Annotated in this window: 23 protein-coding genes; 17 read left to right on the forward strand and 6 right to left on the reverse strand. The window is 65.6% G+C overall.

Features of this window, described 5'->3' with window-relative positions:
- Positions 1-267: 267 nt before the first annotated feature.
- A complete protein-coding gene (locus AC1DWT_RS29965) occupies positions 268-696 on the reverse strand; it encodes a hypothetical protein (RefSeq protein WP_143548766.1) in 429 nt (142 codons plus the stop codon).
- A 175-nt stretch (positions 697-871) separates the two neighbouring features.
- On the opposite strand from AC1DWT_RS29965, the gene AC1DWT_RS29970 reads away from it, so the two are divergent.
- A complete protein-coding gene (locus AC1DWT_RS29970) occupies positions 872-1,864 on the forward strand; it encodes a hypothetical protein (RefSeq protein ID WP_143548765.1) in 993 nt (330 codons plus the stop codon).
- Positions 1,865-2,018: 154 nt separating this feature from the next.
- Positions 2,019-2,825, forward strand: a complete 807-nt coding sequence (locus AC1DWT_RS29975) for an IclR family transcriptional regulator (RefSeq protein WP_095869890.1) — start codon at positions 2,019-2,021, stop codon at positions 2,823-2,825.
- A gap of 6 nt (positions 2,826-2,831) precedes the next feature.
- Here the strand turns inward: AC1DWT_RS29975 and AC1DWT_RS29980 are convergent, their stop codons facing one another.
- A complete protein-coding gene (locus AC1DWT_RS29980) occupies positions 2,832-3,626 on the reverse strand; it encodes an IclR family transcriptional regulator (RefSeq protein ID WP_477923407.1) in 795 nt (264 codons plus the stop codon).
- A 106-nt stretch (positions 3,627-3,732) separates the two neighbouring features.
- Here AC1DWT_RS29980 and AC1DWT_RS29985 point away from each other — a divergent pair, with 106 nt between their 5' ends.
- The 4 genes from AC1DWT_RS29985 to AC1DWT_RS30000 all read left to right on the forward strand — a co-directional run bounded on the left by AC1DWT_RS29985 (position 3,733) and on the right by AC1DWT_RS30000 (position 6,924).
- Entirely contained in the window at positions 3,733-4,530 is a 798-nt protein-coding gene (locus AC1DWT_RS29985) for a 2-keto-4-pentenoate hydratase (protein WP_095869888.1), read from the forward strand.
- Positions 4,527-5,333 carry a 2-keto-4-pentenoate hydratase gene (locus tag AC1DWT_RS29990; protein WP_095869887.1) on the forward strand — a complete coding sequence of 269 codons (807 nt, stop codon included), beginning with the start codon at positions 4,527-4,529 and terminating at the stop codon, positions 5,331-5,333. Before AC1DWT_RS29985 ends, AC1DWT_RS29990 begins: the two co-directional genes overlap by 4 nt.
- Before the next feature lie 4 nt (positions 5,334-5,337).
- Positions 5,338-5,535: a tautomerase family protein gene (locus AC1DWT_RS29995; RefSeq protein ID WP_095869886.1), complete on the forward strand. Its 198-nt coding sequence runs from the start codon at positions 5,338-5,340 to the stop codon at positions 5,533-5,535.
- Between the two features lie 126 nt (positions 5,536-5,661).
- Positions 5,662-6,924, forward strand: coding sequence for an acyl-CoA dehydrogenase family protein (locus tag AC1DWT_RS30000; RefSeq protein WP_095869885.1), 1,263 nt, complete (start codon positions 5,662-5,664; stop codon positions 6,922-6,924).
- 218 nt (positions 6,925-7,142) lie between these two features.
- Here AC1DWT_RS30000 and AC1DWT_RS30005 read toward each other — a convergent pair whose 3' ends face one another.
- The gene (locus tag AC1DWT_RS30005; protein WP_241031733.1) at positions 7,143-7,946 is read right to left on the reverse strand and encodes an alpha/beta hydrolase; all 804 of its coding nucleotides are present in this window, start codon (positions 7,944-7,946) and stop codon (positions 7,143-7,145) included.
- 341 nt (positions 7,947-8,287) lie between these two features.
- Between AC1DWT_RS30005 and AC1DWT_RS30010 the strand changes: the two genes are divergently transcribed.
- From AC1DWT_RS30010 to AC1DWT_RS30030, 5 genes are all read left to right on the forward strand, one after another.
- Positions 8,288-9,166, forward strand: a complete 879-nt coding sequence (locus AC1DWT_RS30010) for an acetaldehyde dehydrogenase (acetylating) (RefSeq protein ID WP_095869883.1) — start codon at positions 8,288-8,290, stop codon at positions 9,164-9,166.
- Positions 9,163-10,194, forward strand: a complete 1,032-nt coding sequence (gene dmpG, locus AC1DWT_RS30015; protein ID WP_477923411.1) for a 4-hydroxy-2-oxovalerate aldolase — start codon at positions 9,163-9,165, stop codon at positions 10,192-10,194. The genes AC1DWT_RS30010 and dmpG overlap by 4 nt, the downstream gene beginning before the upstream one ends.
- 129 nt (positions 10,195-10,323) lie before the next feature.
- Positions 10,324-11,793, forward strand: coding sequence for an aldehyde dehydrogenase (locus AC1DWT_RS30020; RefSeq protein WP_477923413.1), 1,470 nt, complete (start codon positions 10,324-10,326; stop codon positions 11,791-11,793).
- A gap of 77 nt (positions 11,794-11,870) precedes the next feature.
- On the forward strand, positions 11,871-12,623 hold the full coding sequence (locus tag AC1DWT_RS30025; RefSeq protein WP_095869880.1) for an SDR family NAD(P)-dependent oxidoreductase: 753 nt from the start codon (positions 11,871-11,873) through the stop codon (positions 12,621-12,623).
- Between the two features lie 29 nt (positions 12,624-12,652).
- On the forward strand, positions 12,653-13,081 hold the full coding sequence (locus tag AC1DWT_RS30030; protein WP_095869879.1) for a tautomerase family protein: 429 nt from the start codon (positions 12,653-12,655) through the stop codon (positions 13,079-13,081).
- Here AC1DWT_RS30030 and AC1DWT_RS30035 read toward each other — a convergent pair.
- A complete protein-coding gene (locus AC1DWT_RS30035; protein ID WP_179443365.1) occupies positions 13,078-13,224 on the reverse strand; it encodes a hypothetical protein in 147 nt (48 codons plus the stop codon). The two genes, AC1DWT_RS30030 and AC1DWT_RS30035, sit on opposite strands and share 4 nt — an antisense overlap.
- Before the next feature lie 82 nt (positions 13,225-13,306).
- Entirely contained in the window at positions 13,307-14,341 is a 1,035-nt protein-coding gene (locus AC1DWT_RS30040) for a porin PorA family protein (protein ID WP_241031734.1), read from the reverse strand.
- A 731-nt stretch (positions 14,342-15,072) separates the two neighbouring features.
- Between AC1DWT_RS30040 and AC1DWT_RS30045 the strand changes: the two genes are divergently transcribed.
- The 4 genes from AC1DWT_RS30045 to AC1DWT_RS30060 all read left to right on the forward strand — a co-directional run bounded on the left by AC1DWT_RS30045 (position 15,073) and on the right by AC1DWT_RS30060 (position 20,467).
- Positions 15,073-16,254, forward strand: a complete 1,182-nt coding sequence (locus tag AC1DWT_RS30045; RefSeq protein WP_095869876.1) for a thiolase family protein — start codon at positions 15,073-15,075, stop codon at positions 16,252-16,254.
- Between the two features lie 524 nt (positions 16,255-16,778).
- Positions 16,779-17,864: a VOC family protein gene (locus tag AC1DWT_RS30050; protein WP_095869875.1), complete on the forward strand. Its 1,086-nt coding sequence runs from the start codon at positions 16,779-16,781 to the stop codon at positions 17,862-17,864.
- 254 nt (positions 17,865-18,118) lie between these two features.
- Positions 18,119-19,333, forward strand: coding sequence for a cytochrome P450 (locus AC1DWT_RS30055; protein WP_095869874.1), 1,215 nt, complete (start codon positions 18,119-18,121; stop codon positions 19,331-19,333).
- Between the two features lie 96 nt (positions 19,334-19,429).
- The gene (locus AC1DWT_RS30060) at positions 19,430-20,467 is read left to right on the forward strand and encodes an NADH:ubiquinone reductase (Na(+)-transporting) subunit F (protein ID WP_095869873.1); all 1,038 of its coding nucleotides are present in this window, start codon (positions 19,430-19,432) and stop codon (positions 20,465-20,467) included.
- Positions 20,468-20,579: 112 nt separating this feature from the next.
- Here AC1DWT_RS30060 and AC1DWT_RS30065 read toward each other — a convergent pair whose 3' ends face one another.
- Complete coding sequence (locus tag AC1DWT_RS30065) at positions 20,580-21,578, reverse strand: AraC family transcriptional regulator (protein ID WP_206016346.1); 999 nt, start codon at positions 21,576-21,578, stop codon at positions 20,580-20,582.
- A 162-nt stretch (positions 21,579-21,740) separates the two neighbouring features.
- Here AC1DWT_RS30065 and AC1DWT_RS30070 point away from each other — a divergent pair, with 162 nt between their 5' ends.
- Positions 21,741-23,054, forward strand: a complete 1,314-nt coding sequence (locus AC1DWT_RS30070; RefSeq protein WP_477923419.1) for a cytochrome P450 — start codon at positions 21,741-21,743, stop codon at positions 23,052-23,054.
- Between the two features lie 24 nt (positions 23,055-23,078).
- On the forward strand, positions 23,079-23,390 hold the full coding sequence (locus tag AC1DWT_RS30075; protein ID WP_095869871.1) for an EthD family reductase: 312 nt from the start codon (positions 23,079-23,081) through the stop codon (positions 23,388-23,390).
- The last annotated feature ends 79 nt before the right edge of the window (positions 23,391-23,469 follow it).

Consider the following 23,469-nt stretch of genomic DNA (forward strand, 5'->3'; position numbering starts at 1 on the left):
TTGATTGACGGCAACCAACCGGTCGAGCGCTGGTTGGCGGCATCGGTACACGATGCCGAACCCGCCGCGGCCGGCGATGCTGGCGTCCTCGAAGCCTTCGGCCGCCAGCTCCGCGACGATGTCCGCATCGACCTGGCGTTGGGTGTTGTCGGTGGGGTCGTCCGGCATGGCTGGCCCTCAGCGCGCCGTGACCGGTTCGTCGATGCGCCGCGCCCCGGCTGACCAGCTCCTGCCCATGGGGTCTCCTCGCGATGCGACTACCCCATTCTAGATACCGCCGACCTCGTTGGCGCCGAAAAACGCCTGGTGATGCCGAGAGATAGCGATGCGGCAGTATGCGCACCCGAGGACAACCGCGGCGGTTCCGGTGACGCCGTAGGCACAGTCCGGAGAACGAAGACCGTCGTGCGACAACGACGCGGACACATCCGACCTGCACAGAAGGCTGAGCTGGAGCAGTGTGGTTCCGCTGAGCACCAGGTATGGCCCCATAATCCGTCGCGGGGGGATTCGGGCGGACACTACTACGAAGGTGAGCAGGCTGAACACCACCAGACCGAGGCTGATCAGTCGGCCGGTCGTGACCGTGCCGAGCAGTCCCGCCGCTGCCGCGGCGGATGCAAATGCCGTGCAGATCACCTGGGCCGGCGACCAGGTTGGAGGAATCAGTCGATCCGGAACGTCGTGTGCTTCCACTGTCTGGTCCCTCCCGGCGCGATAGAGGTCGTAGGTCTGGTCACGCTACGAAGGTGGTCCGGTGATCGGCACGCCCGAGTGGCTTTGCCGGCTTTTTCGGTGTGATTGGGCGCAGTTGTCCTGGATAGCCGAATCCAGGCCCGAGATGTCGGAGCAACGACACAGAGTGTGTGGCATGCAACACTCTTCGGTAGTTCTGATGAGCGGCTGCGGTTCGCAGCGGCGAGCGCCCTCGGAGTACCGCCGCGTGGCGGTGCTCGGTGGTTATGGGGGACGGGACTTCGTCGAAAGCCTCGCCGATCGGTGCGGGGGCGGGTTGACGGTCGACGTTGTGGTGTCGAACCTCGCCGAGTCCGACCTGCGGTGCCACGGCGTGCCGCGCGCGGATGTTCGCACCCTCGTCGTTCCGGATGTGAGGTCGATCAGTCGGGGTGATCTGATCGCCCGATATGACGCCGTGGTGTATGCGTTCGAGTCGTTCCGTGAGCGTGTGTTGCCGATTTCCGGCGCCGAGTTGCCCGGCAGTGTGTGGGCCGGTGATATCGCCAATGATGCTGCGCAGCTGATGGTGTGGGAGCAGGCGGTGGTGGTCGGCTCGGGTGAGCGGGCGTGCGCCGCAGTCCGAGGTCTCGCCCGGGCAGCGGAGCGCGGCGCTGCCCGCGACATCCTCGTACTCGGCGGTGCCTCGCGTAACCACCGGACCGTGGTCGACGACGTGCCTACTCGTTTGGACGGAGTCTCGATCACCGTACGCAGCCACGACCAGTTGCTGGGTATCCGAGGACGCGACCGCGTGGAGGAGGTACTTGCCGGCGCCCTCGACGGGGCCACACGACGTCGTCCGGCTCAGCTGGTGGTCAATGCGACCGGCGAGCTTCCAGCGGTGCTGGCGGGGCTGCGAGTGAACTCCTCCGGACTCATCGCGAACGAAGCGGGTTGTGTCTCGGCGACCTGGCACGAATTCGTTCTCGGACCGTTGCAGCATCCGGGGGTGTCAGGCGGCGCAGACGCGGTGACCCCGAGGATGCTGGCACGCACGGTCGCCGAGCGACTCGGCGACTGCCGCGGCCCCTGGTCCGCGGTCGACCCGTTCGAGTGGCTCGAGTTCCGGCATGGTGCAGGGAAGATCGCTGCACCCACGCGACGGCATTCCGCACTCGCGAGCTGAACTGGCCAGATTGCGACGCCAGCAAGTCCGATTTACGCAAAACCCTCGGCATGTGCCGGTCACCGGCACATTCGGTTGGACCTGCGTGTGAGCTGCCACACATACTCGGGATGCGACGGCACCCCATGCGGTCGTGACAGTGAAAGGAAATGTTGTGGCGCCTCTCCAAACGGTTCAGAAGATCGGTCCCGTGCTGGATTTGTTCACCGTGTCCCGTCCTGAATGGGGTGCGTCCGAAGTCGCCGAGGCCATCAACGTGCCACGCTCGAGCGCACACGCACTGCTGTCTTCTCTGGTCGAGACCGGTCTGTTGCAGTGCCGTAACCGCGGCCGCTACCGCATCGGCTGGCGGGTGGTGGAGCTGAGTCAGACACTCAAGGGCACCGTCGACGTCCGCTCCTGCGCCTCCCCGATTCTGCAGGATCTGGCGCACAAGTACGGCGAGACCACCCACCTGGCTGTCATGGAGCGGTATCGGGTGCTCTACGTCGACAAGGTGCTCGGCAACCATGTCATCAACGTCGCCGGCGCCCGGGTCGGTGCCCACCTCGAACCGCACTGCAGCGCAGTCGGCAAAGTTCTTCTCGCTCAGTGCGACCCCGGTGAAGTCGAACGCAACATCACCAACAAGCCACTGCGGCGACTGACCCCGTCAACGATCATCAACCCGGCCTCCCTGGCACAGGAGTTGCGGTCGGTGCTGCGGTCCGGGTGCGCCTTCGACGCCGGCGAGGCGGTCCAGGAAGTTCACTGTGTCGCGGCCCCTGTCCGGGACGAGATGGGACTGGTGGTCGCGGCGGTGAGCATGAGCGTGCCGGCCAGCCGGTTCGTGCCGGCTCAGGCCGAGTTCAAGAGTGCGGTTATCGCTGCCGGCGCCGAGATCTCCCGGGCGATCGCGAACTCCACGGACCCCGTGGTGCGCACCGAGCGCGACGATCCGACGGTCGCGGCGGCGAGCTGACCTATCTCAGCCCGACCGCATCGACAGGTACCGCGACAAACTCAGGGCGGCGGTCCGCACGGCGGCGGCCGAATGGTCGAGGTTGATGCGAGTGTGCCACCCGGACACCGAGATTCCGGCTACGACCTGGCCTCTGAGCCCGAAGACCGGGCTGGCCACACACGCGACCCCGGCCCGCGATTCCTCCAGGTCGTAGGCCACTCCGCGCTCGCGGATTCGGGCCAGTTCGGCGGTGAACAGCCCTGGGGTGATGATGGTCCGTTCGCTGAGCCGGGGCAGGCCCGTGTCAAGGATGTGCTCGACGACGGTCTGGTCGGAGAAGGCGAGGATGGCMTTGCCGATTCCGGTGCCGTGTGCGGGCCACCGGCCACCCATCCGGGTCGGCAGGGGTGGGGAGTTCGGGCTGTGCAGCACCTCGAGGTACACCACGCAGTCATCGTCGAGCACCGCGAAGTGGACGGAGTGGCCCGTCGCCTCCTGCAGGTCGGCCATGAACGGGCGGGCCGCCTCGCGGAGGTCGCGTTGGCGGGGAACGTGCTGACCGAGTTCGAACAGTTTGAGCCCGAGCCGGTAGCGGGTGCCCTCGCGCTCGAGCAGTTTCACCGCATGCAGCGCCTTGAGCATTCGCTGCACGCTGGACTTGGGCAGGCCGCAGCGGCGGGCGATCTCCGAGACACCGAGGGCGGTGTCGGCGGCGCCGAGGGTGTCGAGCACCGCGACCGCACGGACGATGGAACCGGCGTCGCCGGCGGGGATCCTCCCGGAGGTTCTGTGCCGTTCATCGGCACAATCGTCTTGCATAACGGCCCATAGTGCCCGAGGGTGGGAGTTCAGTGCAACAGGTCACATCCCCCGCGGAGCTGCGACAAGCGACGCGGGGCGCTTCCGAGGAAAGCCCGAGGTCTTCATGTCTTCCGACCAGGTACAAGGCGCCGCGCAGCGGCTGCTGGAGGCGTACCGCAGCGGTACGCCGATCGATCCGCTGACACCCGAGTTCGCGCCGGCGGAATTGTCTACCGCCTATCGCATTGCGCAGGCACAGGTCGAGCAGTGGGAGAAGGACGGGGACACCGTCAAGGGGCACAAGGTCGGGCTCGCGTCCGCCGCGATCCAACGGCAGATGGGGGTGGATCAGCCTGACTTCGGCCACCTGACGGCGAGCATGTTCCACCTCGAGCACCAGCCTATTCCGGCCGCGACCTACATCCAGCCGCGGATCGAGCCGGAGACCGCGTTCGTCCTCGGCCGGCCGCTGACCGGGCCGGGAGTCACTATCGCGGACGCTGTCCGGGCCGTGGAGTTCGTCCTTCCCGCCCTCGAGATCGTCGACTCCCGGATCCGGGACTGGAAGATCGGCATCTTCGACACCATCGCCGACAACGCCTCCTCCGGTGGGGTCGTCCTCGGGAGTCGTCCGGTGCTGCTGCGGGACGTCGATCTGCGCCTGACCGGCTGCACACTGCACATCAATGGCGAGCTGGTGGCGACCGGCGCCGGTGGCGCGGTGCTCGGCTCCCCGCTGAATTCGCTGGTGTGGCTGGCCAACACAGTCGGCCCGCTCGGGGTGACCCTCGAACCCGGCCACGTGGTGCTGCCGGGGTCGATGACCAAGGCCTTCCCCATTTCGCCGGGCGATTCCATCGTGGCCAACATGAGCGGACTCGGCAGCGTGTCCGCCATCCTCGGAGAGCGAGCAGAACTGTGACCAGCAACCAGCAGACCAGCGAACAGCGCTGGAGCGCCGGCCGCATCGCCGACATCCTTCTCGACGCCGAGGCCACCACCACCTCACGGACCTCGCTGTCCGCCGAGTGGCCCGGCCTCACATTGCCCGTGGCCTACCAGGCGCAGGACATCGCCCTCGCCGCCCGCAAGGCCCGCGGCGAGCTCGTCACCGGGATCAAGCTGGGGCTGACCTCCCGGGCGAAACAGCGGCAGATGGGGGTCGACGCTCCCTCCGTGGCCTGGCTGACCGATGTCATGGCGTTACCCGCCGGTGACCCGGTCCCCCGCAACCGCCTGATCCACCCGCGCGCGGAGCCGGAAATCGCGTTCGTGATGGGCCGTCGGCTGGCCGGACCCGGAGTCACCGCAGCCCAGGCGTTGACGGCGGTCGATCATGTATTCGGGGCGATCGAGATCATCGACAGCCGCTACGCCGGGTTCAAGTTCACCCTCGAAGACGCTGTCGCAGACAATAACTCGTCCGGCGTGTACGTCACCGGACCGGTGCTGCGGCGACCTGAGGATCTCGACCTCGCCCTCGAGGCGTGCTTGCTCGAGATCGACGGACAGATCGTCGACACCGCGACCGGCGCCGCCGTGCAGGGTCACCCGGCCGAAGCACTCGCGTTCGCGGCCAACACGCTGGCCGAGCGGGGGCACGCCATCGAAGCCGGATGGGTCGTGCTGACAGGCGGAATGACGGACGCCGTCGCGGTCGAACCGGGCGCTCGCGTCGCCGCCCACTTCACCTCGCTCGGTTCGATCACCATTTCGGGAGGATAACCGCATGCCGTTCATCGACGTGACCATCGGACTGGGCCGTTCCCCGGAGCAGATCCGGTCACTGATCCACGAATTGACAGAGGCCGCGCACCGGGCGATCGAGGCGCCGAAGGAGAACATTCGGGTCGTGGTCCGCGAAGTCCCGGAGACGCACTGGGCCGCCGGTGATGTGACCATCGCCGAACGGCGCGCGGCACCCTGATCGGAGTGGCTGGACAATGCTGATCGCCGGACGGGCGTCGATCAGCATTGCCGACACTGCGTTGTCCGCGGCGGCCGGGAACCGTAGACCAGTAGAGACACCACCGTCTTTCCTCTGGGAGCCCCCGTGACCACAATTCATGCCGTCGACGCTGACACCGACCTCGACATCTTCGATCCTCCGCGCATCGCCGACCGGCTTTACCACGACCTGCTCTCCCCACCCGAAGTCCAGCAGGTTCGGCGGCGGGTACGACGGATCGCCGCGGACACCATCGCCCCGATCGCGAGCCGCATTGCCCGCGGCGACGAACGGATCGACGGCTTCCCCCGCGACGCCTTCGACTCGCTCGCCTCGGCCGGAGTGTTCCGGATCCCCTTCGACGGCGACGTCGGCGGCGACGACCTCACCCACCGCGCCACCGCGACCGCCGTCGCGGTCGAGGAACTCGCGTACTACTCCAACAGCGTCGCCGCGATCTTCGACGTGCACTGCATCCTCGCCGGCAACGCCGTCAATCAGGGCACCGCCGCGCAGCGGCAACGTTGGCTCGCCCCAGTGGTCGCCGGTGAGATCGTCGGATCGTTCGCCACCAGTGAGCCCGGTGCCTCGAGCGACCTGTCCCCGGCCGCCGTCACCACCGAGGCCACCCCGACGGCCACCGGCTGGGTGCTGCACGGCCGCAAGCGGTGGATCACCAACTCCGCCGTCGCCTCGTTCGTGGTGGTACTCGCCCGCACCGGCAATCGGCTCAGCACCTTCATCGTGCCCACCGATACTCCGGGCGTCACCATCGGCACCCCGGACCGCAAGCTCGGCAACAAGGGACAAATCACCGCGGACGTCATCCTCGACCAGGTGCACCTCGACGCCGAGGCGCTGCTCGGCGAGGAGGGCTGCGGACTCAAGATCGCGTTGCAGACCCTCACCTACGGCCGGATCGGTATCGCCGCGGCCGGGGTCGGAATGGCCCAGGCGGCGTTCGACCACACCGCTCAGCACCTCGCTCGGCGACACGCATTCGGCGGACCACTAGCGAGCAAACAGCACTGGCAGTTCCTGATGGCGGACCGGGCAACGGCCATCGAAGCCGCCCGCGACCTGTACCTCAAGGCGGCGCTGCGGCTCGACTCCGGGATTGCCTTTCCCGAACCGGAGGCCGCGATGGCCAAACTGCGCGGGACCGAGATCTCCGTCGACATGGCCCGCGACGCCGTGCAGGCCTTCGGCGGGCTCGGATTCACCCAGTCCCTCGGCGCGGACGACACCGACGGACCGGTAGAGGCGTTCTACCGTGACAGCAAGATCGGCGAGATCTACGAGGGCGCGAACGAGGTCCAGAAGTGGGTGCTCGCCCGGCAGATCTTCGGACGCGAGATCACCGGCTGACCACGACCCGACGGTGCCGACCCCGGTCGGCATCGTCGAGGTCGCATCCGAACATGCCTGGGCGACTCCGACAATCGGTGCCGAGTGAACCCGACGCCCCTCCACCGGGAACGAGGGTGCTGGTGTAGTCGCCACGGCGTCGGCCGGGTGAGGTCACATCTCGGTGTAGTCGGTACCCGGTCGCGGGCTTCCTCACCTCACGGTGTGCGAGCGAGCCTTCAACTGCGGAGGTGGGCGTTCAGAAACGCCGCGGTGATGCCGAGGTGGTCCGCCTGGTCGAACTCAGGGCCCTCGTGACCGGCACCGCCAAGGACGAGAAGGGTCGAGCGTGCGCCGGTACTGACGAGCGCATCATGCAGCGCGTGACTCTGTGCGGACAGCGTGATCCGGTCGCGGTCTCCGTGCGCGATCAGGAAGGGCGGCGCAAGCGCCGTCACCCGGCTGAGCGGGCTGGCGTTCCAGGAGGCATCCGACGGTGACGAGACCTCGGCTTCCCCCAGCAGGGCGCTCTCGAATGGGGGTGGCAGAAGGTGACTTTCGATCCAACTTCGTCCGGCGTTGGCGGCGAGATCGGACGGGCCGAACCAGTGGACGACAGCGTCGACGCGGCTGGACTGATCCAGATCGTCGCCGACAACTCCTTCAAGTTCCACATCTCCGTGGGTCAGACCGACCATCGTGGCCAGATAGGCACCCGCTGACGCTCCCCACGCCCCGATTCGCTCGGTGGACAGCCCCAGCTCCGTTCCGTGCGCACGTAACCACCGCACGACCGCCTTGACGTCGTGAATGGGATTCGGGTACGAGCCGTGGGGCGCAAGCCGATAGTTCGCGGAGACGACGGCGATACCGTACGAAGCCAGCCGGGACAGACGCTCGTCGGCACCGTCCTTTTTGTCACCGAGCTGCCACCCTCCGCCGTGCAGGTAGATCACTGCCGGCGGATTGTCGATCTCGGGCCGGTACACATCGACGGCGATCTCGAAACCGTCCACTTCGGCGACTCGCAGATTGGATCGCACTCGCACATCGTTCATGAAGGCCCTTCCAGGGTCAGGTCGGCAACTCGCACACCGAGTCCCTCACAACGCGATCGGATACTCGATGTCTGCCTGCTGGGTCTCTATTTCACGCCCGCCGCCGCTCGCTCTCGCCAGGTCTCTCGTTTAACCGACTCGACCGCCGCTCGAGAAGGGGTGCTGTTCGGTTATTCCGACCATGCACGCCCGCACCCGGGTTTCAGTGGTTACCTCGAGGAGGACTTCGGTGAAGTACGCGCGCAGAACGCCACGCGCGGTATGCCACCGCGTTGACAACGCACCAAGTTCTGTCCCTATAGGCAGATATGAGCGAGAGGCACACAATGAGTCGCAAGAGCGCCGCGATTATCGGCTCCGGCAACATCGGTACAGACTTGATGTACAAGCTGCTGCGGTCGCAGACGATCGAACCCCGATACATGATCGGTATCGACCCGGACAGCGAAGGATTGGCCCGGGCCCGACAGGAAGGCCTCGAAGCCTCCGCCGGCGGACTCGACTGGCTGCTCGCTCAGCCGGAACTGCCGGACTTCGTCTTCGAAGCGACCTCGGCGAAGATCCACGCCGCCGCGGCGCCCCGCTACGCCGAGGCCGGGATCACCGCGATCGACCTCACCCCGGCCTCCGTCGGCCCGTATGTGGTCCCCGCGGTCAACCTCGACGCGCACCTGAGCGCCCCCAACGTGAACATGGTCAGCTGCGCCGGCCAGGCCACCATCCCCATCCTCTACGCCATCAACGAGGTCGCCGACGCCTCCTACGGCGAGATCGTCGCCGCCATCGCCTCCCACAGCGCCGGTCCCGGCACCCGCCAGAACCTCAGCGAATTCAGCGAAAAGACCGGGAAGGCCCTCGCCCAGGTGGCCGGCGCCGACCATGCCAAGGCGATCTCGGTGATCAACCCGGCCGAGCCGCCGATGAACATGCGCGACACCGTCTACGCCAAGGTCCGCAACCCCGACCCGGCCGCCATCGAGCGTGCCGTCATCGACATGGTCGCCAAGGTCCAGCAGTACGTCCCCGGCTACTCGCTACGTCTGGTCGACGTCGACGGCGACCTGGTCACCGTCATGCTCGAGGTCGTCGGCGCCGGCGACTACCTGCCCACCTACGCCGGCAACCTCGACATCATCACCGCCGCCGCCGTCCAGGTCGCCGACGTCATGGCCCAGCAGAACCTCGTCCAGGGAGCAGCACAGTGAGTAAGAAAGTCACGATCGTCGACACCACCTTGCGGGACGGCATGTCCTCCGTCTCGCACCAGTTCACCCCGCAGAACGTGGCCGACATCGCCCGCGGGCTCGACAAGGCCGGAGTGTCGACCATCGAAGTCGCGCACGGGATCGGTCTCGGCGCCTCGTCCATCCAGTACGGGTTCGCCGCCGCCACCGACCCGGACTACGTCCGCGCCGCCGTCGACGCCGTCGAGAACGCCGACATCGCCGCCCTGTACGTCCCCGGCATCGCGACCCTCGCCGAACTGCAGAAAGCCATCGACGCCGGCATCAAGACCGTCCGCATCGCGGTGCACTGCACCGAGGCCGACTGCGGGCAGCAACCCGTCGAGTGGGCCAAAGAACAGGGCCTGAACGTGATGACGTTCCTGATGATGAGCCACAAACTCGAAGCCGAGCCGCTGGCCGAGCAGGCCGCCAAACTCGACTCCTACGGCGCCGACGTCGTCTACGTCGTCGACTCCGCCGGCGCTATGGTGCCCCGGCACGCCGGAGACCGGGTTGCCGCCCTGCGGCAGGCGATCACCGCGGACATCGGGTTCCACGCCCACAACAACCTCGGCGTCGGCATCGCGAATGCGCTCACCGCCGCCGAAAACGGGGCTACCTTCATCGACGGGTCCCTGCGCGGGCTCGGCGCGAGTGCCGGCAACGCGCAGACCGAGGTCCTCGCCGCCGCCTTCGAACGGGCGGGCTGGGACACCGGGGTCGACCTGTTCAMGCTGATCGACACCGCCGAACACGTCGTCGCACCGCTGATGAAAGAACCGCAGATCGTCGACGAGACCGCCCTGATCCTCGGATACGCCGGTGTGTACTCCACGTTCTTCCACCCCACCAAGCGGGCCGCCAAGAAGTTCGGAGTCCCCGCCCGCGACATCCTCATGGAACTCGGACGTCGCGGGGTCATCGGCGGTCAGGAAGACATGATCATCGACGTCGCCTCCGAACTCGCCGGCCGCACCTACGAGACCCCGGCACTGGCTCGTTTATGACATGGCCCATGGCAAACACCGGTCGTAGGCTCGTAGGTCACAGGAGCCGGAATAGGACACCGCACATCGCTGCGCCGACGGCAGGTCGAGAAATCAACGCCGTCCCGACCTGATCCCACAGGAGAAGACATGACTGCAGTACCCGGAATAAGCGACGTCAAACACCTCATCGGTGGTGACTGGCGTCCCGCCTCGGACGGTGCGACGTTCGAAACCCGCGACCCGCACGACGACTCGCTTCTCGGCAACGTTGCCCGAGGAACTGCCGCCGACGGCGCCGACGCCATCACCGCGGCGCGCAAGGCGTTCGACGAAGGTCCCTGGCCGCGGATGTCGCCGAAAGAACGGGCGAAGATCCTGCACGCCGTCGCCGACAAGGTCGACGAACATCGTGAGGAACTGTCCCTGCTCGAAACGCGGGACGGCGGCAAGGGAATCAACCAGGCACAACACGCCGAGATCCCCCGAGTCGCGCACAACCTTCGGTTCTTCGCCGACTACGTGGCGATGGCCGCCAACGAGGCGTACCCGGACGGCGACCTACTGTCCTACACCCTGTATCCACCGGCCGGTGTCGTCTCCGCGATCAGCCCCTGGAATGCACCCTTGATGCTCGCGACGTGGAAGATTGCACCCGCGTTGGCGTTCGGCAACACCACGGTCCTCAAACCCGCACCCCAGACACCACTGACCGCCAACCGGTTCGCGCAACTCGCCCTCGAAGCCGGCCTGCCCGAGGGCGTGCTCAATGTGGTGCACGGATTCGGCGGCGAGGCCGTCGCAGGCCCGCTCACCTCGGATCCACGTGTCGATCGGATCACCTTCACCGGTTCGAGCGCCACCGGGGTGAGGATTCTGCAAGCAGCCGCACCCAACCACACCCCCGTGTCCGCGGAAATGGGCGGCAAGTCCGCGAACATCGTCTTCGCCGACGCCGACCTCGACGTGGCTGTGCCGATGTCGATCCGGGCGATCTTCGGCGGCAACGGGCAGGTGTGCCTGTCCGGGTCGCGTCTGCTGGTACAGAATTCGATCATGGGCGAGTTCCTCGACCGGTTCACCGAGGAGGCGAAGAAACTCACTGTCGGAGACCCGAAAGACCCGGCCAACTTCCTCGGCCCGCTGATCGAGCAGAAGCACCTCGAGAAGGTGCACGGCTACGTCGAACTGGCGCAGGAGGAGGGCGGCAAGGTCGTCACCGGTGGGTCGCGGCTCACCGACGATGCGCGGGCGAAAGGATTCTACTACCCGCCGACGGTGATCACCGGGCTCACCAACGACTCGCGCACCGCGCGCGAGGAAATCTTCGGTCCCGTCGAGACCGTGYTCGGATTCGACACCGAAGACGAGGCACTGCGCATCGCCAACGACTCGCCGTACGGTCTGGCAGGAATTCTGTTCACCGATAACCTCAACCGCGCGCACCGCATGGCGGCACGGTGGAAGGCCGGCACGGTGTGGATCAACACGTTCTTCGAACGTGACCTTCGGTTGCCGTTCGGTGGTGAAGGCAGCAGCGGTCTCGGCCGTGAGGGCGGCCAGTACTCCCGCGAATTCTTCACCGAGCCACGGGCCGTCACCATCCGCCTGCGAAGCTGATCACCTGTCGACCACGTGCGGCCGGAGCGGAATCCCACCGCTCCGGCCGCACGTCTTTCCCCGAGGAGAGCCCTGCCGTGACTACACCCGATCTGTGCGTCGTCGTCGGCGCGACCGGTGCGATGGGCACCGATATCACCCTGCGCTTGGCCCGCCGCGGGCTGCGCGTCCTCGCGGTCGCCCGCAGCGGCGACGACCTCGAGAAACTTACCGCAGCCGACGAGCGCATCATTCCCTGCATTGCTGACATCGCCGACGACAGCGCGATCGAATCGATCTCCGCGCAGGTAGATTCGCCTGTGCGTATGGCGCTGTTCGCCGCCGGCCTGCCGGTGCGAGGATCCGCCGACACCATCCAACCCGGCGACCTGGCCATGGCGACGAACATCAAGGTGGGCGGTCTCGTCCGTCTGTTGCACGCGGTCCGCGGCCATCTCGTGGACGGTTCCCGCTTCGTCACCATCGCCGGCTCCCTGGGTCTCGAACCCGGTCCGCTCGATGCCGTGCCCGGTACGGCGAACGCGGCCGTCCTCAACCTGATGCGCCAACTCAGTGCACTGTACGGGCCCAGAGGCGTCACCACACATACGATCGCGCCCGGACCGGTGGACACGCCACGGCTCCGTGCCTTCATCGACACCGAGGCCACGGAAACCGGACGGGATCCGGAACAGATCTGGGAGCGGTACCGCGCCAAGACCACCCTCGGACGGTTGCCCACCCTGGAAGAGATCGGCTGGGTCGTCGAAACGCTGCTCGCTCCCGAGGCCGCGGTCCTGCACGGCTCGGTGATCAATGTCGACGCCGGAACCCGCCACGGAATCGCCTGACCACCACCCACTGAAAGGACCCGCAACCCATGCCTGTCGCACACTTTCATCTCGCCGACGGCGCCTACCCCGCCGAGCAGCACCGAGAACTGCTCACCGCGGCGAGTCGGTGCTATTCCGAGGCCCTCGACTCCCCGATTGAACGGGTCCGCGTCTTCATCGTCCGCTACCGTCCCGACGATGTCGCGGTCGCGGGGACCACCGTTGCAGAGGGTGCCCCTGCAGCGCCGTACTTCACGGCGATCGTGCTCGCCGGCCGCCCCGCCCGTCAGCGACAGGAACTTGCCGTGCGGTTCACCGATCTGATCGTCGATGTTCTCGGCGCCCAGCGCTCGCTCGTGCGGGGGCAGGTCATCGAGGTGGACCCGGCGAACTGGACGATCGCGGGTAACCCTGCCGCTACGATCCGCGCCGGGGAGATCGCTAGGCGCGCCGGCGGGGCGCAGACTCCGAACTAGCCGATCTCCCACCCTGCCCGAGCGGCGAGACGGTCATCGGCGCCGAACACGAGGTGATCGATTTCGCGGGTCGCCTCCACCGCCTGCACCGCCTGCGAATGGAGCGCCTGGGTACGGCAGTGCTGTACCCAGGCGCTCCGCATGGCTCAGGAGACTGACCGTTGCGGGCCGAATTACCAGGTCGGTCGGATCTTCCGGCCCTCTGCATGGCCCCATCTCGGGTGGCTAGCGGACTGGCGTCTCCTCGTGTGAGACGGGCGCCAGGGCGGCCGGACGTGGACCGCGGCGGAGGAAGCCGGCTGCGAGCGCCAGCACTCCCAGCACCAGCAGGACGAGGGGTGCGATCACGCTGATCAGATTGAGCTGAGTACTTGTTTTCTCCGCTGCCGCCGCGGCATCCGCGATCGACTGGTCGGTGAGCGCGGTGTCGATCGACATGACCGGCGTGAGGGGAAGCAACCGGCCGTTGACGTCGATGTTGGCGATGATCTGCTGGCTGAGGTTCGCGTCGATCGGCGTGCCCAGGGTTTGGTCCGCGGCGAGGTTGATCCGGTTGACCGCGGTGTAGCTGAACGGGACGGGATCGGGAAGCTGCTCGAGTGCGCCACCGAGGCTTTGCTGCACGTCCGGCGGCAGCAGTGGCGTAAGAGAGCTGACCAGCGCCTTGGGCAGTGCTGGCGGTAGCGTGCCCGCTATGGCGGGATCGCTCAGCGCCCCCTTTACCTCGACCGTGTAGTTGAGAACGTCACGCCCGGACACTGTGCCCGAGTCGACGTACGTCATGGGGACTGTCGTCTTCGTGGCTGAATCGTAGTAGCGGTAACTCGCCGACGGGTCGGGGTGCAGTGGCAGGGCGATGGTCATTCCGCTGTGTGGTTCCACACCGTCTTGCGGTTGCCCGGTCGCCGCGTCCATCGTCTTTCGATCGACGGCGTAGGTGTGGTTGGACGGGACCGCCTGGCCGGCCACCTCGAGGGTGACGTCGTCGTGTGCCACTGCGGTGTCACCATCGGTGCTGGATACGTAGATGTGACGGTTGATGGTCACGGGAACACCCGAGGCAATGACGTTGGGGATGTCCCCGGCTTGTAGCGCTTGAGCATTGAGCAATGTGCCGGTGCCTTCGTACACCGGGTTGACGTCGAGGTCACCGGGCAGCTTCGAGAGTGAGGGCACCAGCACGAACCGTAGAAGGGCTGCTAGGGCGATGAACGCTACTCCTAGTGCCACAAGAATTTTCGAAGATCGTCTGACAAGCATCGACCGTTCCTTCGTGTACTCGTTCGGTAGATGAGGGGCGTATTCAAGAAGGCGTTGGACGGACGCGGCAAACACGTGCGACCCCATTCGATCGTGTTGCAGCTGCGGACCGCGTTCTGTCGGTACGCCGGGATACCTCACCCGTGATGGTCACCGCGGAACACTGCCGAGGATCGGCCGATGTCGTCCAGGGTCGTTCGCATATTCCGATCAAATCGGCACAGCGCGACAGCCATTGCTGTGATGCCGGACACAACAACTCGATGTTTGTGATCGAGCGAACAGCGGTCAGGCGTACATGCCCGATCGTTTCCACGGTGCGAACAACCGGGGCCCTTACCGATGCTGTTGTTCCGATATCCCGACTCAGGCACTTCCCGCCCGGTTCGCGCCGCACACTGAGCGACCGGTAGCTAGGTAATCCTGAGTTCGCCAGTGAGGGGAGGCCGTTCGTGGACAGGTTCGATACAGCGATCATCGAGTTCGCGTGCCAGTGGTTGCCGTATGGCACCCCACCATCCGACGAGCTCATCACCCGGTTCGGAATGACGACTGGGAGGTACGAACAACAGCTCGCGCGGATCCTCGACGACTATCCATTCCAGTTGCCTGTCGAAGACAGACGACGACTCTGGCTGCAGTTGGCCGAAACCCGACAATACCCATAGCGGCAGGGGCCCCGATCCCCCGACGAATCCCTCATCCAATCCATTTGAAAGAACAGGTTTTCCATGAATTCTGTTGAACCGATCGTCGTTGTCGACGGCGCGAGGACCCCGATCGGCAGCTTCGGTGGCGCGTTCAAGGACGTGCCCGCCCACGAACTCGGTGCCACCGCCGTCAAGGCCGCGCTGGAGCGTGCCGGCGTGCCGGGCGGCGATATCGACGAGGTGGTGATGGGCTGCATCGGTCAGGTCGGACCGGACGCCTACAACGCCCGCCGCGTCGCCCTCGCCGCCGGACTTCCCGAGAAGACCCCCGCATATACCGTCAACCGGCTGTGCGGGTCCGGTCTGCAGGCCGTGTGGTCGGCGGCGCAGCAGATGCGCTGGGGTGGGGTGGACTTCGCCCTCGCCGGCGGCGACGAGAGCATGTCGCGGATGCCGTTCTACGACTTCTCCGCCCGCTCCGGCTACAAGCTCGGCGACCGCACGCTCGTCGACGGCACGGTCGCGATTCTGACCGACCCGTTCGGTGGGGTGCACATGGGCCGCACCGCGGAGGCCGTCGCCCGCAAGTACGACGTGAGCCGCCGGCAGCAGGACGAGTTCGCCGTCGAATCCCAGCGCCGCGCCGCCTCCGAGGCCGCGAAGGCCGCGTTCGCCGAGGAAATCACCCCGGTCGAGATCGGGGGCCGCCGCCCGAAGACGATCGACGTCGACGAGCACCCCAAGCCCGACACCACCCTCGAGACCCTGGCGAAGCTGCGGCCGGCGTTCGAGGAGGGCGGCTCGGTGACCGCGGGCAACGCGTCCGGGATCAACGACGGCGCCGCGGCCCTGGTTCTGGCGACGCAGTCCGCCGCGCAGGAGAAGGGTCTGACCGGGCTGGTCACGCTGGAGGCCGTCGCGACCGCGGCGATGGACCCGAGCCTGATGGGGTACGCCCCCGTTTTGGCGCTGGCGAACCTGTTCGAGCAGACCGGCACCACCCCCGGCGACATCGACGTGATCGAGCTGAACGAGGCGTTCGCGTCGCAGGCGGTCGCGGTGATCCGGGACGCGAAGCTGAACCCGGAGAAGACCAACCCGTACGGCGGCGCGATCGCGCTGGGTCACCCGGTCGGCGCGACCGGAGCCATCCTGAGCCTGCGCCTCGCGAAGGACCTCGTGCGCCGCGACCTCGAACTCGGCATCGTCACCATGTGCATCGGCGGCGGCCAGGCCCTCGCCGCACTCTTCCGGCGCATCTAGAACCAGTGCGGGAGGGCATACGCCCCCGAACTCCTGAGCGCGAGGATACGGGCCACGGACTTCAATCCGCGATGGGCGATGGGCGGAGAAACCTCGGCGAGGCGCGCGAGCGCCTCAGCCCTTCCTCGCCCGCGTAGCGAACTCGGTGGACAACCGGAACCAGGCTCGGCTGTACGCGCGGACTGCTGTTGCGAGTGGGGTCATCTGTGCTACCGGGCCCGGGAGGCCAGAAAACGCAATCTAGCGCCGCGGACATCCGCGCTACGCAGAGTTGCCCAATCTCCGAACTATGACGGGGTGATTTTCGTCGCTTGTTCGGCAATTCTGGATTGTGTAGCGGACAGCGGGTGATTCGGATCATGCTCGTGACATCGGACACAAGCTGATACCTAATCGGCAAGCACCCGAAGCGCCAGACAACGCCACTCCGCACTGGTCCCGGTCGCCGGTGGGGCACCCCACCTCACGGCGCGGGCGGTCAGCGGACACTGCCGATCTCAGGCAGGCAACAAAGGAGACGACCTATGAGTGACCCTCGGTTCGAGATTTCCCATCTCGCCCGTGCCGAACTGCTGAGCCCCAAGCCGCAGGAGACGGTGGACTTCTTCACCAAGTTCCTCGGGATGTACATCACCCACACCGAGGGGCAGTCGGTCTACCTGCGCGCCTATGAAGACCCCTATCAGTGGAGCCTGAAGGTCACCGAATCCACCCAGGCCGGACTCGGCCACGCCGCGCTGCGCACCAGCTCCCCGGAAGCGCTCGAACGCCGGGCAGCCTCGCTCAAGGACGCCAACGTCGACGGAGCGTGGCGCGAGAGCGACTTCGGGTACGGCAAGACCTTCACCTACCAGTCCCCGGACGGGCACAACCTGGAATTGCTGTGGGAGGTCGAGAAGTACCAGGCCCCGCCGGAGCTGCAGTCCAAGATCCTTACCCGCCCGTCGAAGAGACCGCTGCAGGGCATCCCCGTCAAGCGCATCGACCACCTGAACTTGCTCGCCAGCGACGTCAGCGCGGTGAAGAACTCCTTCGAGCGCCACCTCGGGTTCCGGACCACCGAACGCGTCGTCGACGGTGACACCGAAATCGGTGCGTGGATGAGTTCGAACATCCTCGGCCATGAGGTGGCATGTTTGCGGGACGCGCAGGGTGAACGGGGCAAGATGCACCACCTCGCGTTCTATTACGGCACCGGCCAGCACAACATCGATGCGGTGGAGATGTTCCGCGACTACGACATTCGGATCGAAGCCGGCCCCGACAAGCATGGCATCACCCAGGCGCAGTTCCTCTACGTCTTCGAACCCGGCGGCAACCGCATCGAGCTGTTCGGTGAGGTCGGGTACCTGCATCTCGATCCCGACGGTGAGACCAAGACCTGGCAGATGTCCGACATCGGCACCGGGCTGGCGATCGGCGGGACGAAGCTTCCGTGGGAGACCTACTTCACCTACGGCACCCCGAGCCCGCTCTCGCTCGATCAGCACATCGAGAAGTATGCGCACTTCGGCCCCGGCGGCCCCGGCCCCGACGCGGCGGCAGCTGAGCAGGCGGTCCCGGACGAGATCGACCAGTCCCGCGCCGTCGCCGGCGCTCCGGCGTCCTGATACGCACGTGGGTGTGACCGGAGTTCTGGTCACACCCACGTGATCCACCTCGGTGTGCCGATAAGCGGCACAACTTCTTTGGACTCGCGAGGGCTGGATCACACACTGTTCGGCGGGGCTGTGCAGGTCGGGATCGTCGATCGACGCCACCGCACCTCACACCTGAACCCATCCACTTTCGCTCGGTCGTCGGTTCACACGAGTGAATCAGCGCGAGTCCCCACTGCACGCGGGCCCGAAGCAGAAGGAGCACCATGACTTCCACCCAGAGTTTTATCGACGAGATCACGATCGAAGAGCTCGAGACCGACCCCTATCCGTTCTACGAGCGTCTGAGGAAAGAGGCCCCTGTAGCCTTCGTCCCGGCGCTGGGCATGTACATCGTGTCGACGAAGGAACTGTGCGCCGACATCGCCAAGGACGCCGAGAACTGGCCGGCCGTCATCTCTGCGGCCGGAGGCCGCACCTTCGGACCCGGCGCACTGCTCAACACGAACGGCGACGAACACCGCAAGCTGCGGGACATGGTCGAACCGCACCTGCAGCCCTCAGCGGTCGACAAGTACATCGATAATCTGGTGCGCCCCTTCGCACGTCAGCGACTCGCCGAGATCGAGAACGACGGAAGCGCCGACATCGTGGCTGCGTACTGTGAGCCGGTCAGTGTTCGTGCTCTCGGCGATCTCCTCGGACTCGATGACGTCAGCACCGACAAGCTTCGCGAATGGTTCCACAAGCTGAGCGTGTCCTTCACCAACGCCGCGGTCGACGAGAACGGCGAATTCGCCAACCCGGACGGGTTCATCCCCGGCGACGAGGCCAAGGCCGAGATCATCGCCCACGTCGATCCGAAGATCGACAAGTGGATCAAGGAACCCGATCACACCGCGATCTCCCACTGGCTGCACGACGGTATGCCCGAAGGGCAGACCCGCAGCCGCGATGTCATCTACCCCAACCTGTACGTCTTCCTCCTCGGAGCGATGCAGGAGCCGGGGCACGCGATGGCGACCACGCTGGCAGGACTGTTCACCAAGCCCGAACAGCTCGAACGTGTCGTCGACGACCCGGCGTTGATCCCCCGGGCGGTCTCGGAAGGCATGCGCTGGGTGGCGCCGATCTGGTCTGCCGTGGTCAAGCGCGCCGCGCACGAGGTCGAGGTCGGTGGCGTGACACTGCCGGAGGGGTCGATCGTGATGCTCTCCTATGGCTCGGCCAACCAGGACGAGAACGCCTACAACGCCCCGACTGAATTCGATATCGATCGGGCCCTGCTTCCGAACATGACATTCGGTGGCGGAAAGCACGCCTGCGCGGGTACCTATTTCGCTAACTCGGTTATCCGGATCGGCCTGGAGGAACTGCTCGAGTCCATTCCGAACCTGGAACGCGACGAGGCTCACGAGGTCGATTTCTGGGGTTGGGGTTTCCGTGGACCGAAGCAGTTGTTCGTTAAATGGGAAGTGTAACGGAATCATATTTCCCGAGGTCCGAAGTGTCCGGTCCGGAGATTAATGGATCGGGCACTTCGGGAGCATTTTTATTGGATTGGAGCACTGTCGGAAATGGCTAATAACTACACGGTCCGTATCCAGGGTAAGAATTCGGACATCACCGTTGCCGAAGACCAATCCATCCTCGATGCGGCGCTGCGGGCGAACGAATGGCTTCCGCACTCGTGCACCCAGGGCACCTGCGGCACCTGCAAGCTCAAGGTGCTGTGCGGGGAGGTACGCCACAACGAATCCCCCGAGTACACCCTGACCAAGGACGAGCGCGCCGAAGGTTTGGCTCTCGGCTGTATGGCGACCCCCTGCTCCGATCTGACGGTCGAACCGATCGGCGGAGCCGGGGACGACGGAATCCCGCACTTCCCACTGCGTGATTACGAGGGGACGGTGTCGGTACTCGAGGACATCGCTGCGAATACCCGGCGGCTGGTGGTCGAGGTGGATACGCCGATGCTGTTCAATGCCGGTCAGTACGTCGAGTTGATCGTCCCCGGGCACAACGTCGGCCGGCAGTACTCGCTGGCCAATCCGCCGACGGAGACGCGGAACCTGGAATTCCACGTCAAACTCACGACCGGGGGTCTGGCCACGGATGGGTGGATTTTCGGGCCGATGCAGGTCGGTGACCGCATCTCTCTGCGTGGGCCGTTGGGCCAGTTCAACCTGGTCAAACAGCAGGACGAGGCCGCGATCTTGATCGGCGGTGGGACCGGATTGGCGCCGTTGAAGTCGATCGTCCAGCATGCGCTGGCCGAGCGCCTGGTTCCGGAGTTGTATCTCTACCACGGCGGACGCCGCCAGGAGGATCTGTACGACGTCGACTTCTTCCGTGGCCTCGCACAGGAGCATGAGCACTTTCACTACCGCCCCGCGCTGAGCGAGGAACAGTGGGACGGGGCCATGGGCATGGTGACCGATGTGGTGCTTGACGACTTCTCGTCGTGCAAGGGCATGAGCGCCTACCTGTGCGGACCGCCGGCAATGGTCGAGGCTGCGGTCAAGGCCCTCAAGCGACGTCGGATGGCGCCCCGGCTGATCTTCCGTGAAGAGTTCACGATCGCCGCACCGAACCTGGCCGCCGTGGGGCAGTAGCCACGACGCGCCCTACCCCTCCGGATCAAGACGTTGGCGCTGACGGATCCGGACGGCACCGATCCCGCGGAAGTGAATGGACACGATCACTTCCGCGGGATCGTCGTCTCTGCTACCGGAACGGCACCGTGCGCAGGTCCTCCGACGGACTCACTCCGAAGGTCTCCTTATACTCTCCGGCGAATCGGCCGACGTGCAGGAACCCCCACCGCTGTGCGATCTCGGTGACACCTTCGTTCGCCGGGTCCGCCTTGAGCAGGTCTTTGCGCGCCTTCTGCATGCGGATGATCTTCAGCTGCCGCATCGGCGTCGTACCCAACGAGTTCTGGAACCCGACCTGCAGGGACCGCACACTCACCCCGACGTTCTTGGCGACCTGCGCCACCGTTAGGGGCTGCTGCGCGTGCGCCTCGAGGTAGTCGACGGCGAGCCGGACAATTCCTGGCAGGGCGGGCTTGGGTTCGTACAGCCTTGCCCTGTAGTCGTGTTCGGCCGCGACGAGAAGCCCGCTCATCAAGCACTCGGCCATCGGCGTCGAGACGATGGGATGCAGCGCCAACGCCTCGGGACTGTCGAGTTGATGAGACAGACCTTCGACCAGTGAGAGCCATTGACGGCCGACGACGGTGTCCAGATCGAGGTCCATGCCGAAGACGATCGGGTCGACGATCTCCGTCCCCAACCGTGCCGCGAGTTGATCCTCGAGTGCCCGGCGATCGATCTTCAGGGCCAGCACCGGGGTCGGATAGGGCGAGGCCCACCCACGCAGCAGGGTCCGTTGGTCGCACCGGTAGACCGCGGCGCGGTGGGGGGTCGCCACGGTCCGGGCACGACCCGACCCGGTGACCAACTCCCCCCGCATCGGGATGTTCACCTGATAGGAGTCGCGCAACTCGTTGGTGAAGATTTCCACCTCGGTCGAATAATCCAGCCGGCCGAGCGTGACGGGACCGAACGAGGCTGCAGTCATTCGCATCTGAAAAATATGCTCGTCCCCGAGGACGCGAACCTCATGGGGATAGTAGAGATCGCTGCCGATGGCCCGCGCCTCGTCGATATCGTCGGAAAGAAACGTCTTTGTGCCGTTTCCGCGATCCGGGTCTTCGCTCATCTACTTTGTCGGTCTCTCTGGTCTGACTAAATCGAGAACGATTCAGTTATTGCGCCAATTGGCTATATTGTTGCGCTCACAGGATAGCGCGTCATGTGACCTGAATCATACGCTCATGAGGAATCACTCAACAGCTCCTATATCCAAATTTGGAGGAGACGAATGACCGTCGATCACGCGCCGGAAGGCGTGAAAAGCCCGACCGGATGCCCCGTTTCAGGTATGGCGGCAGGCTTCGATCCGTTCCAGGGCGCCTACCAGGTCGATCCATCCTCGTCGCTGCGGGACGCCCGCAAAGAAGAGCCGGTGTTCTACAGTCCACTGCTCGACTACTGGGTGGTCACGCGCTATGAGGACATCAAGCAGATCTTCAAGACACCGTCGGTGTTCTCCCCGTCGATCACTCTCGACCAGATCACCCCGATCAGTGACGAGGCGCTGCAGATCCTCGGCAGCTATCAGTTCGCTCCCGGCCCGACCATCGTGAACGAGGACGAGCCGATCCACACCGAACGTCGCCGACTGCTGCTGCAGCCGTTCGAAGCCGAAAACGTCGCCACCCTCGAACCGAAGATCCGCGAGGTCGTCAACACCTACCTGGACCGGGTCATCAAGGATGGCCGGGCCGACCTGATCGGCGATCTGCTCTACGAAGTTCCCTGCATCGTCGCGCTCATCTTCCTCGGCGTGCCCGACGAGGACATCGAGACCTGCCGCCACTTCGGGATGCAGCAGACCCTGTTCACCTGGGGACACCCCACCGGAGACGAACAAACTCGAGTCGCTACCGGGATGGGGAAGTTCTGGGAATTCGCCGGCGGCCTGGTCGACAAACTCAAGGCCGACCCGAATGCGAAGGGGTGGATCCCCCATGCGATCGAGATGCAGCGGCAGCACCCCGACCTCTTCGACGACAACTACCTGCAGAACATCATGATGAGTGGTGTGGTGGCCGCGCACGAAACCACCACCAACGCCACCGGTAACGCGTTCCGCACCCTGCTCGAGAACCGCAGCTCCTGGGAAGAAATCTGCGCCGACCCCACGCTGATCCCCAAGGCTATCGAGGAATGCCTCCGCTACAGCGGATCCGTCGTTGCCTGGCGCCGCAAGGCCGTGGTGGACACCACTGTCGGCGGAGTCGATATCCCGGCCGGCGGTCGACTGCTGATCGTCATGGCGTCGGCGAACCGCGACGACTCGATGTTCCCCGAGCCCGACGACTTCGACATCCATCGAGGAAACGCACGGCGCCACTTGACGTTCGGCATCGGCAGCCACACCTGCCTGGGCGCGACGCTGGCTCGGTTGGAGATGAAGGTCTTCCTCGAAGAGGTCTCGCGACGCCTGCCGCACATGWCACTCGTTGCTGGACAGGAGTTCTCCTATCTTCCCAACACCTCGTTCCGGGGGCCCGAGCACGTGTTGGTCGAGTGGGATCCCCAGCAGAATCCTGTGCCCGTCGACCGGCCCTGACCGACCCCAACGAAACGAGACTCCATGTACCGCGTCACCATCGTCTACAACCAGCCCGCCGACCCGGCCGCCTTCGACGAGCACTACAGCTCCAAGCATTTGCCTCTGGTGCAGCAGATCCCGAGCGTCAAGCGGTTCGCCGCAGGCAAGTGTGAATCTCTCGACGGCAATCCCCCCTCGGCGTATGCGCTCGCGCAGCTGTACTTCGAGAGCAAAGAAGAGGCCGGGCAGGCATTCGCCTCCCCTGAGGGACAGAATGCCGCCGCCGACGTCGCGAACTTCGCCTCCGGCGGAGTGACGATGCTGTTCAGCGACGAAGAGACTGTTCTGCCGTGAGTCGGCGGTGGGGTGCCGGCTCGACTGCCGGCACCCCACCTGAGTTCGTCATTACTGCACTATCCGTGAAAGAGAGATA

The organism is Rhodococcus sp. P4_B6 (assembly GCF_056402215.1).

What these genes read in the sequence shown, in the direction of transcription:
- AC1DWT_RS30050 (WP_095869875.1), top strand. Translation starts at nt 16,779, where the DNA reads ATGAGTGACCCTCGGTTCGAGATTTCCCATCTCGCCCGTGCCGAACTG.
- AC1DWT_RS30040 (WP_241031734.1), bottom strand. Translation starts at nt 14,341, where the DNA reads ATGCTTGTCAGACGATCTTCGAAAATTCTTGTGGCACTAGGAGTAGCG.
- AC1DWT_RS30030 (WP_095869879.1), top strand. Translation starts at nt 12,653, where the DNA reads ATGCCTGTCGCACACTTTCATCTCGCCGACGGCGCCTACCCCGCCGAG.
- AC1DWT_RS30065 (WP_206016346.1), bottom strand. Translation starts at nt 21,578, where the DNA reads ATGAGCGAAGACCCGGATCGCGGAAACGGCACAAAGACGTTTCTTTCC.
- AC1DWT_RS29985 (WP_095869888.1), top strand. Translation starts at nt 3,733, where the DNA reads ATGTCTTCCGACCAGGTACAAGGCGCCGCGCAGCGGCTGCTGGAGGCG.
- AC1DWT_RS30035 (WP_179443365.1), bottom strand. Translation starts at nt 13,224, where the DNA reads ATGCGGAGCGCCTGGGTACAGCACTGCCGTACCCAGGCGCTCCATTCG.
- AC1DWT_RS30060 (WP_095869873.1), top strand. Translation starts at nt 19,430, where the DNA reads ATGGCTAATAACTACACGGTCCGTATCCAGGGTAAGAATTCGGACATC.
- AC1DWT_RS29995 (WP_095869886.1), top strand. Translation starts at nt 5,338, where the DNA reads ATGCCGTTCATCGACGTGACCATCGGACTGGGCCGTTCCCCGGAGCAG.
- AC1DWT_RS30045 (WP_095869876.1), top strand. Translation starts at nt 15,073, where the DNA reads ATGAATTCTGTTGAACCGATCGTCGTTGTCGACGGCGCGAGGACCCCG.
- AC1DWT_RS30075 (WP_095869871.1), top strand. Translation starts at nt 23,079, where the DNA reads ATGTACCGCGTCACCATCGTCTACAACCAGCCCGCCGACCCGGCCGCC.
- AC1DWT_RS29970 (WP_143548765.1), top strand. Translation starts at nt 872, where the DNA reads ATGCAACACTCTTCGGTAGTTCTGATGAGCGGCTGCGGTTCGCAGCGG.
- AC1DWT_RS30010 (WP_095869883.1), top strand. Translation starts at nt 8,288, where the DNA reads ATGAGTCGCAAGAGCGCCGCGATTATCGGCTCCGGCAACATCGGTACA.
- AC1DWT_RS30055 (WP_095869874.1), top strand. Translation starts at nt 18,119, where the DNA reads ATGACTTCCACCCAGAGTTTTATCGACGAGATCACGATCGAAGAGCTC.